General features: G+C 69.7%; 10 protein-coding genes and 1 pseudogene. 4 read left to right on the top strand and 7 right to left on the bottom strand.

The window, feature by feature from the left end:
- Positions 1-161: undecaprenyl-diphosphate phosphatase (locus ACWC91_RS37985; protein WP_450641276.1), on the bottom strand; the 161-nt coding region annotated here is incomplete at its 3' end.
- Between the two features lie 746 nt (positions 162-907).
- Here ACWC91_RS37985 and ACWC91_RS37980 point away from each other — a divergent pair.
- Positions 908-1792: an IS5 family transposase gene (locus tag ACWC91_RS37980; RefSeq protein ID WP_450641277.1), complete on the top strand. Its 885-nt coding sequence runs from the start codon at positions 908-910 to the stop codon at positions 1790-1792.
- A gap of 10 nt (positions 1793-1802) precedes the next feature.
- Here the strand turns inward: ACWC91_RS37980 and ACWC91_RS37975 are convergent, their stop codons facing one another.
- Positions 1803-2198 (bottom strand): hypothetical protein, encoded by a 396-nt coding sequence (locus tag ACWC91_RS37975; RefSeq protein WP_450641239.1) that lies wholly within the window; start codon positions 2196-2198, stop codon positions 1803-1805.
- A 567-nt stretch (positions 2199-2765) separates the two neighbouring features.
- Positions 2766-3092 carry a hypothetical protein gene (locus ACWC91_RS37970; protein ID WP_225078861.1) on the bottom strand — a complete coding sequence of 109 codons (327 nt, stop codon included), beginning with the start codon at positions 3090-3092 and terminating at the stop codon, positions 2766-2768.
- 792 nt (positions 3093-3884) lie between these two features.
- On the opposite strand from ACWC91_RS37970, the gene ACWC91_RS37965 reads away from it, so the two are divergent.
- Both ACWC91_RS37965 and ACWC91_RS37960 read left to right on the top strand, forming a co-directional pair.
- Entirely contained in the window at positions 3885-4823 is a 939-nt protein-coding gene (locus ACWC91_RS37965; RefSeq protein WP_225078859.1) for a GlxA family transcriptional regulator, read from the top strand.
- A 100-nt stretch (positions 4824-4923) separates the two neighbouring features.
- The gene (locus ACWC91_RS37960; protein ID WP_450641242.1) at positions 4924-5799 is read left to right on the top strand and encodes a PhzF family phenazine biosynthesis protein; all 876 of its coding nucleotides are present in this window, start codon (positions 4924-4926) and stop codon (positions 5797-5799) included.
- Here the strand turns inward: ACWC91_RS37960 and ACWC91_RS37955 are convergent.
- Entirely contained in the window at positions 5796-6794 is a 999-nt protein-coding gene (locus tag ACWC91_RS37955) for a nitrilase-related carbon-nitrogen hydrolase (protein ID WP_225078857.1), read from the bottom strand. The two genes, ACWC91_RS37960 and ACWC91_RS37955, sit on opposite strands and share 4 nt — an antisense overlap.
- 570 nt (positions 6795-7364) lie before the next feature.
- Entirely contained in the window at positions 7365-8180 is an 816-nt protein-coding gene (locus ACWC91_RS37950) for an SAM-dependent methyltransferase (RefSeq protein ID WP_281154371.1), read from the bottom strand.
- 271 nt (positions 8181-8451) lie between these two features.
- On the opposite strand from ACWC91_RS37950, the pseudogene ACWC91_RS37945 reads away from it, so the two are divergent.
- Positions 8452-8631: pseudogene (locus ACWC91_RS37945) on the top strand (DUF5713 family protein); the annotation flags it as partial.
- Here the strand turns inward: ACWC91_RS37945 and ACWC91_RS37940 are convergent.
- The gene (locus tag ACWC91_RS37940) at positions 8580-8837 is read right to left on the bottom strand and encodes a hypothetical protein (protein ID WP_450641245.1); all 258 of its coding nucleotides are present in this window, start codon (positions 8835-8837) and stop codon (positions 8580-8582) included. The pseudogene ACWC91_RS37945 and the gene ACWC91_RS37940 sit on opposite strands and share 52 nt — an antisense overlap.
- Positions 8834-9499 (bottom strand): FadR/GntR family transcriptional regulator, encoded by a 666-nt coding sequence (locus tag ACWC91_RS37935; RefSeq protein WP_450641246.1) that lies wholly within the window; start codon positions 9497-9499, stop codon positions 8834-8836. The genes ACWC91_RS37940 and ACWC91_RS37935 overlap by 4 nt, the downstream gene beginning before the upstream one ends.
- Positions 9500-9529: the final 30 nt, after the last annotated feature.

Here is a 9529-nt window from a genome sequence, read left to right as displayed (position 1 = left end):
GCCGCCTCCGTGCCGATCTGGGTGATCGCCGTGAAGGCGGCGCCGGGGTCCTGCCACCCGGAGAAGGCCGCCGTCAGCCGCAGATGCGCGCTGGAGGAGACGGGAAGGAACTCGGTCAGCCCCTGGACGAGTCCGAGGATGAGGGATTCAAACCAAGACATAAAGGTACGGAGTCCAAGGGGCCGATCGGGAAAGGGCGATGGACACACCGGTCCACCGTGCCTGGTGATCGGGTGCGCCGCGGGGGCAAGGTAACGCCCGCAAGTGACGGGACCGCGAACAACGCCTTCACGGATCGCCACGCGCTCCTGACGACACGGTGGGTGCGCACATCCGGACACGGTGCCCGGGAGACCCGAAACGACCCGCGCGCAGCGGCTCTCGGAGCAGGGCGGCCCAGCGGTGACGCTGTGACCGAAGGCCAGGCGGGCGAAGACCCTGCCGTGGCCGGGGCTGCCGGGGTTGACGGCAGTCTCGGGTATCGGAGGCATACCGAACCCAGTACGACCAGTTGCGCCCGGTCCCGTACGTACAGCTTGGTCATGATGCGGCTGACGTGGGCCTTCACCGGCGTTTTGCCCTGCCTCGCCCCAGCGAGACCGGCTCACTGTCCGCCCTGTGCAGCAGCCTGGGCACAGTGCTGTGAGCTGCCGTGTCACGGAGCCGGACAAGGAATGCGATGACGAAGAGCCCTTCAACGAGCAAAGAGAGTAAGCCGTAAGGCGGCTCCCAGCTGGGTTCGAGAACGAGGGAGGCTTCGGCTGCCTTGGTGGAGTTCATCGTGCCTCCAGCTGTTCACGTGCATGGAACACAAGGCCTCGGGGGAAGCCTCGGCAGCGGAAAGCCGGAGCTAGGGGCTGTCCGATGGGTCGTGTGACGCTCCTTGTGGGAACTCGTTCCGTGGGGCATGGGGCGGGGAGATCTTTCGGATGAGGAGTGGGCTCGGCTGGAGCCGCACTTGCCGACGAATCACGGGCGGGGTGGACGCTGGCAGTGTCACCGTCGGGTGATCAACGGGATTCTGTTTCGGCAGCGGACCGGTCTCCCCTGGCGGGACCTGCCTCCTTGCTTCGGTAGTTGGAAGACGGTTCACGATCGTCATCGCAGGTGGTCGGCGGACGGCACGTGGGAGAGGATCCTGCGGGCCGTCCAGGCCGACGCCGATGCCGAGGGCCGGATCGACTGGAGCATGGTCAGCGTCGATTCCACGACCTGTCGCGCTCACCAGCACGCGGCTGGTGCCTCCACCCGGACTCCGAAGATCTCGGGTCGGCGCAGGAGCCCGGCACGTCATCGTTCCGATGAGGCCCTGGGACGCTCGCGAGGCGGACTCACAAGCAAGATCCACCTTGCCGGGGAAGGCGGGTGTCGCCCGCTCGGGTTCGTCGTCACACCCGGCCAGTGGGGGGACACACCGCAGATGATTCCCGTCCTGGAAGAGATCCGCGTGCCCCGGCAGGCTGGTGGACGACCGCGCACCCGGCCCGACCATGTCGGGGGCGATAAGGCGTACTCGTCACGACGCATCCGGCGTCACCTGCGCAGGCGTCAGATCAAGCACACGATCCCCGAGCCGAGAGACCAGCGGGCCAACCGCCGGCGCCGCGGCAGCCAAGGTGGTCGGCCCACAGGGTTCGACAAGGCGATCTACCGCCGCCGGAACGAAGTCGAGCGGACCATCAACCGGCTCAAGAACTTCCGAGCGATCGCCACGCGCTTCGACAAGCGGGCGTACGTCTTCCACGGGACGGTCACCGTGGCGGCAATCTGCCTATGGCTGCGTCCGGAGTGAAGTGCTCCGTTCAGAGATCCTCGGCACCCGGGTAGTGGTGGCGAAGTTCGCTGAGTACGCGCTCGTCGACAGCCCTGACGTCCCAGGAGGAACTGTCGAACTCGGTCAGGACGAGCACCAGCTCTTCCCCGGCGAACCCACGCGCTTCGGCGTCGATCAACTGGAGGAAGGGGGTCGTCAGCGACAACAACGTCAACGTGTCCATACCGGTGTCGGCGGACCGTCTCTTCATATCGACACAGCGAAGGTCGACGATCTCGTCGAACTCGATGCGCCAGGTCAGGTCAAGGCCGAAGCTGCCGAGGCGAACCAGTAGCTCGGCCAGCGTCACGTAGTGCTTTCCGTGCCAGGCAGGAAACGTGATCCCTTTCATCCCTGCCTCTGCCTCAGCTGTATAGCGTGCCATGCGGCCCCCTTCGTTCAGCGAACATTAGGGCACGTCCCTGATCAGCTCATACGACCCATCGGACAGGCCCTAGACCTCGACCCACCGCTCGCAGACGGGGAGGTCGTGCGCGTCACGACGTTCCGGCCGGTCGAGTGATCGCTGTGGTCAGCGGGAGGCGCCCCCCGCTGCCGGGGGCTCGGCCGCCCGGCAGGCCGGGCAGATGATCTGCGCATGTTTCCCGTATCGCCGGGTCAGCCCCCGATAGCGCGGGCAGTAACCGACCTCTTCAGGTGTGCACCCCAGCAGGCGTGCAGCGGCTGTCCGGTCGGTCGCCGGGTCGATACGCTCAGCCACCTCGTCCACATATACGAACATATCCGGCCATACCGGAGACCCGCATGCGCAGGCTCGGCGAGCCCCGCGCCGGGGCGGCCTCCGCGAGCACGGTGCCCTTTCATACAGCGCGCATCATGACCGGCCACGTACGACGAGATCCTTGGACTCCATACCGCGACGCCGGGGCGCCGACCATCGACCATCGGCCACCAGCCACCGACCACCGACCCGACCCAACGGTGACCGCTCTTACACTCCCCCGCCCTGGCCGGCAGCCGCTCGCAGAGCCTGCCCGAGCTGGTCGACCCCGGGCGCACCAGCCAAGCCATGCGGGGTGCGGTAGATCCGGCAAGCCACCGAGGGCGAGGAGCCCGGCTCGGCGAACGGGTCGCGACCGTCGATCAGGATCGTCGGGGAGCCAGTGAAACCCGACCGCTCGGCCTCAGCCTGATCCGTGATCACCCTGGTGGTGAAGGTTTCGCCGGGCAGCCCGGCACCATCCAGGGCTTCCCGCAGCTGTTCCTCGGCAAGCCTCTGGTTGGGGCATCCTGGCACCACGAAAACCTCGATCTCCATACCTCCAGGATCCCGCATCACCTCCAGGACCCCGCATCCGGGCATGTCTCAGACCACCTACCCGCCCGGCGCTCAGGTGGAGGTGGTCACGTCGACGGTGGCCGACGGCAGAGCGGGGAGCACGGCCCTTCCCGACGCCGCGCAAGCGTTCGCGCACGTGGAAGGATGAGGCCATGTGGTCACGGCTGCCGTTCGGGGAGAGGCTGCGGGCCGAGCTGGGTTCGCCTCGTCGGTTCGCAGGCTGGGCAGCAGTCCGCGATCACGGGTGTGGCGGGCAGAGCTGTCCGGCACACCGGTGGTCGTCAAGCAGCTCGTCCAGGGTCCAGGGGCCGCCGGGAGATACGCCCGCGAGGTGGCCGCGCTACGGCTCGCGTCCCGGGTCGATCCACCCGTCGTGCCGGGACCGTTTGGCGCCGATCCCGTCGAACGGGTGCTGGCCCTGGAGCACTTGGACCATCGATCGCCGGCTGACGACTGGCCGGTCGGCTATGCCGACGCACTGGCCCGGCTCCACGCAGCCACCACCGCTGACGACGTCGGCCTTCTCCCCGCCTGGTCCACTCCCACCGGAGAGGACATCGGCTCCTTCCTCGGACTCGCTCGGACACTCGGCTGCACGGTGCCATCCGCAGTGCGGACCGAACCGGACGACCTCTTGAACCGCCTCAACCACGCATCCGGGCATGCTCTGCTGCACGGCGCGCAGGGCGAGAAGTGCTGCTGCTGCGCGCCTCACGTGGTCGCGGACGTCTTGACGGTGGCGGGAATACGACGGAACGGTATGTTCTCGCCATGCACACCATCGCCGTCCTGGCGCTGGATCAGGTGATCCCCTTCGACCTGTCCACGCCGATCGAGGTCTTCTCCCGTACGCGGCTTCCCGACGGGCGTCCCGGTTACCAGGTCCGCGTGTGCGCCGAGCGCCCCGAGGTCGACGCCGGCACGTTCACCCTCCGCGCGCACCGCGCACTCGACGGGCTCGAGGGCGCGGACACGGTCATCGTGCCGGGCACGGCCGCCCCCACCGCACCGCTCACGCCCGCCGTCCGCGACGCGCTGCTGGCGGCCGCCGCGGACGGCACCCGGATCGCGTCCATCTGCACGGGCACCTTCCCGCTGGCCGCCACCGGACTCCTCGACGGGCTGCGCGCCACGACGCACTGGATCGCGGCGGACCTGCTGGCCGCACTGCATCCGAAGGTGACGGTCGACCCCGGTGTGCTGTACGTCGACAACGGCCAGATCCTCACCTCCGCGGGCGCCGCCGCAGGCCTCGACCTGTGTCTGCACATGATCCGCGGCGACTACGGCTCGGCAGTGGCCGCCGACGCGGCCCGGCTCTCCGTCATGCCGCTCGAACGGGAGGGCGGACAGGCGCAGTTCATCGTCCACGACCACGCGCCCACACCGCAGGGATCCTCCTTCGAGCCCCTGCTCACCTGGCTCCAGGACAACCTGGGCCGGAACCTGACCCTCGCCGACATGGCCGCGCACGCAGGCGTCAGCACCCGCACCCTCATGCGTCGCTTCCGCGAGCAGACCGGCACCACCCCGCTGCAATGGCTCCACCGGGCGCGCATCCGGCAGGCCCAGCACCTCCTGGAGACCACACGGCACCCGGTGGAGCGGATCGCGGGACAGGTCGGGTTCGGCTCGCCCACGGCGTTCCGCGACCGCTTCAAGCGGACGACTGGTGTCAGCCCACAGGCATACCGCCGCACCTTCAGTTGAACCGGTCCTGCCGGGCCCGCAGTCATGCGTGTGTGAGGCCATATCCGCGCCTGCACCCAGGTCCTGGAATAGCCGCGGACCCGCCCGCGTTGCCGCGCACATGACGACGAATGCGCCGCGGCCCGAGGTGCTGCGATACACCGCCTTCTCCAGCGCCCCCGACGGCGGAAACCCCGCCGGCGTCGTTCTGGACGCCACCGCCCTGGACGACGGCGACATGCTGGCCATCGCCGCCGACCTCGGATACTCGGAGTCCGCGTTCCTGACCGCACCCCCGGAGGGCCTCGGTGGCCAGGAGGGGTGGGCGTACGGCATCCGTTACTTCAGCCCCAAGGCCGAGGTGCCGTTCTGCGGGCACGCCACCATCGCGACCGCCGTCGCGCTCGCCGAACGGATGGGCCCCGGGGAGCTGGTGTTCGCGACGCGCGCCGGCACCGTGCCGGTGGAGGTGGCGGCGGAGGACGGGACGGTCAGGGCCACACTCACCAGTGTCGAGCCGCACATCGAGGACATCGCCGACACCGACCTCGCGGAGGCGCTCGCGGCCCTCGGCTGGCCGGCCGCCGATCTCGACCCGGCCTTCCCGCCCCGCATCGCGTTCGCCGGCGCCCGCCATCTCGTACTCGCGGCGGCGACGCGCGCGCGCCTGGCGGATCTCGCGTACGACTTCGCACGCCTCGAAGCCCTGATGCACCGCTTGGACCTGACCACGGTCCAGTTGGTGTGGCGGGAGTCGGCCACCGTCTTCCATGTCCGTGACCCGTTCCCCGTCGGCGGCGTCGTCGAGGACCCCGCGACCGGAGCAGCGGCCGCCGCGTTCGGTGCGTACGCCCGTCAGCTCGGGCTGGTCCCCGAGGACGCCGTACTGACCCTGCACCAGGGCGAGGACATGGGCCGTCCCGGCGAACTCACGGTGACGCTGCGCGCGGGTGACCCGCGCGTCCGGGTCAGCGGCACGGGCACTCGCATCGGCTAGTCGGTCCTGGCCGACCGGGCGGCGGCGCCCGTACTGGTGACGGCGGTGCGGGCGGACTCGTCGACGTGGAGCGTGAAGACGTCGGGGCGCGCGTAGTGGCCGGTGGGATCGAAGTCGAAGCGGGCGCGTGTGAGGTCGTCGAGGTCGAGTTCGGCGGTCAGGATGCCCTCGCCGTCGCGCAGCGGGCCCGCGAGGACCTCGCCGAGCGGGGAGACGATGACGGAGCCGCCGCCGATCAGGACGGTGTCGGGGGCGTCGCCCTGGACGGGGTGGAGGTCGGCGGGCAGGGCTTCACGGCGCAGGTACTGGCCGGCACTGAGGACGAAGCAGCGGCCCTCCAGGGCGATGTGCCGCATGCTGGCCTGCCAGGCGTCGCGGTCGTCCACGGTCGGAGCGCACCACAGGTCGATGCCCTTGGCGTACATGGCCGTGCGGAACAGCGGCATGTAGTTCTCCCAGCAGATGGCCGCGCCGATGCGGGCGGTGCCGGTGTCGACGACCGGGAGGGTGGAACCGTCGCCCTGGCCCCAGAGGTAGCGTTCGGCGGCGGTCGGCATGAGCTTGCGGTGCAGGCCCAGGTAGCCGTCGGGGCCGAAGAAGAGGGCGACGCAGTAGAGGGTGCCGCCCTGGCGTTCGACGGCGCCGACGACGGCGTGGCAGCCGAGGTCCCGGGTGAGGGCGGCCAGGGTGTCGGTCTCGGGGCCGGGGACGTCGATCGCGGCGGCGTGGTAGCGGCGGAACAGTTCGCGGCCGGCCGGGGTGCGGCTGCCGACGGTGATGTCGAAGTCCAGGCCCTTGGGATAGCCGCCGAGGAACGCCTCGGGCAGGACGACGACCTCTGCGCCTCGGTCGCTGACGGCCTCCCGGACGAGTTCCGTGGCGCGGTTCAGCGCGGCCTGCGTGTCGAACAGCGGGGCGGCCGCCTGGACGACGGCAGCGGTCACGGTACGACGGGACTCGGGGGCCGCGGCAGCGGCGTGGGGCAGCGAAGTCATGGCAGCGAGGCTAAAGGAGGGAGCTGACTCCGGGTGACTGGCACCGGTGGGGGCGATCTGTGTCGGCCCGTCCGTTCCCAGGGGGCTCCCCCCGGCAAGGGAACGGGCGACCGCTGTTCAGGGTGCGAGTTCGGGGACCGCCCGGTCCCGCGGTCCTGTCGAGGCACAGGGCACTGCCATGCCAGAGCTCAGGACGAAGCTGCGCGCCGCTGGATTCTGTATGGGGGACGCGTCAGCCGGTTGAGTGCGGATCGACCTCTACCATCCGACAGCAGGGGTGACGCTCGGGCGCTGGCGGCTGTACCGGGCCAGTGTCCGGGCGGCGCGAAGTCACAGAACCCGCTGCTCCGGGGTGCCGAACCTTACGGCGGCGCCAGAGTCACCGACGGAGCCGGGACCGGCATGACGTCGGCACGGACGGACTTCGGTCGGTGGGGCCGGTGTCGCTCCCCATGCTGGGCGAAAAGCTTTTCGCGGTTCTGGAGCAGGAACTGACCAAGGGCCCGGTCGCGCCGGGTTGACCGGACCAGCCCTGCAGGCCGGCCCGGAACGAGACCCTGTCCGCTTCCGTCAAGGCTTGCGGCCGACCCCGCACCACATCGGCAACGCGCCGGGAGACAGGCCATCCGCGGGATCGGGATGCCATTCGGGCAGTTGGACGACGCCCGGCTCCAGGAGATCCGTGCCGTCGAAGAACCGGGTGACGTCGGCATGCGTGCGGGGCGTGGCTCCCGCATGTTCGGCGGCCCGATCGTTGTACACGCGCATCGACTCAGCGACCTTCTCGGCCCCGATGTCCGCGGCCGGGTGGGAGAGGACAATGTGGCTGCCGGGGGCGAGCGCGTCGAGGAGCCGTCGGGCGATGCCGTACGGGTCGTCGGCGTCCGGAACGTACTGCAGGACCGCCACGAGCATCAGGCCCACGGGCTGCGCCAGATCCAGCATCTCCCGAGCCGCCGTCAGGACGCGGTCCACGTCACGCAGATCCGCCTCGAGATAGTCCGTCGCTCCTTCCGGGGTGCTGACCAGAAGCGCACGGGCGTGAGCCAGGACGATGGGGTCGTTGTCGACGTATACCACCCGGGCGCCTGGGTCGACCCCCTGCGCCACCTCGTGCGTGTTGTTGGCCGTTGGGATCCCGGTGCCGATGTCGAGGAACTGCCGGATTCCCGCCTTCCCTGCCAACTCCCGCACCGCCCGCCCCAGGAAGGCCCGGTTGGCCCGGACCGCCGGAACGATCTGCGGGTTGGCCGCAGCGGCCAGTTCGGCCGCCTCCTGGTCGGCGGGGTAGTGGTCCTTGCCGCCCAGCCAGACGTTGTACACCCGCGCGGGATGCGCCACCGAAGAGTTGATCGGCACCGTTCCACCTGCCGCACGCTCGTTCATCCCAACTCGCTCCCCTCACCTGCCTGGCCGGATGCCTACCCTAGCCAACACGTCAACTCCCTTACAGGCGAGTGCTGTTAGGGAAGCAAAGGACCTGTTGACGTGCCCCCTGACCTAAAGTCCAGGGATTCCGGCCTGGGTCGTCTGACCCTTCCGGGGGCTTCCTGCTTCATCAGTGGCCAAATGAGATGACCTGTCAGCAATACCTGGCCGATCCTGGCCCCAGCCTGCGAGCACCGCCGCAGGGGCGCGGGCGAAGGCTTCCGGACCGCATGCACTCACCCAGGCCGCGACAGAGGGGTTCAACCTGCTGGAGGCGGAGTTCGAGGCGGCCGGAAGTGAGATCGAGTCGGTTGCGCGGGAGGAGATCGCAGAGGACTTCTGGTGTGTCGCGTCGGCCTACGGGTTCACGGACGCGGATGTAGAGAAGCTGATCGCCGCCCGGGATTGGTGCGCGACGACCGGACCCGTCCACAGGCGGCCAGACGCCGTCGACGTCGACGACCTTCGGGCGGGAGGCGGCGGGTCGGCAGCCGCGCCGAGGCCGGTGATCAGGCCGCCGGTGACGGCGACCCAGCCGCCGGCCAGGTCGCCCTGGGATTCATCCACGGTGACGATCGGGTCGGCGTCGCGAATCAGCTGATCGGCGGTGGTCACGCCTCCGCCTCCGGGTAGTCGTCCAGGATGGCGAGCGCCGCGGCGGTCGCGGCGACCGGGTCGCCGGCGCGTACGGCTTCGAACAGTGCCGTGTGGAACGGGTCGTCGCCGGCGTCGTCCATGCACTGGTTCGCCTTGACGGTCTCCCACAGGACGTCGCTCATGTTCCGGTAGAGGTCGCTGAGCACCGGGTTGTGGGACGCCTCGGCGATGCGCAGGTGGAAGTCGACGTCGGCATCGGTGAAGGCGTCCAGGTCCCGGGCCCGGCCTGCGGATTCCCTGCGTTCCATGGCTTCGCGGATCACGGCGAGGTCGTCATCGGTGCGCGTCGTGCTGGCGAGGCGGGCGGCGACTAGGTCCAGGCCGCGGCGGACCACGAGGATGTCGGCGGTCCTCGCCCGGTCGAAGTGCCGGCGCAGTGCGACCTGGCCCTCGTCGGTGGCGATGACGTAGGTGCCGTCGCCTTGACGGGTGGTGAGCAGTCCCGCGTGGACGAGCACCCGGACCGCCTCGCGGATGGACAGCCGGCTCACGGCGAGGGTCGCGGCGAGTTGGTCCTCCGGCGGTATCCGGTCGCCCACCTGCCATGTGCCTCGCGCGAGTTCTGCCCGCAACTCGTTGATCACAGCGTCGACGATCGACATTCGTGCGACGGGTTTCATGCAACCCTCTTCCCTGATCATCAGATGACT

The sequence above is a fragment of the Streptomyces sp. NPDC001204 genome (genome assembly GCF_053598035.1).
Note: the sequence above shows the minus strand (reverse complement) of the source record. Positions and strands in the feature narration are given on the sequence as shown.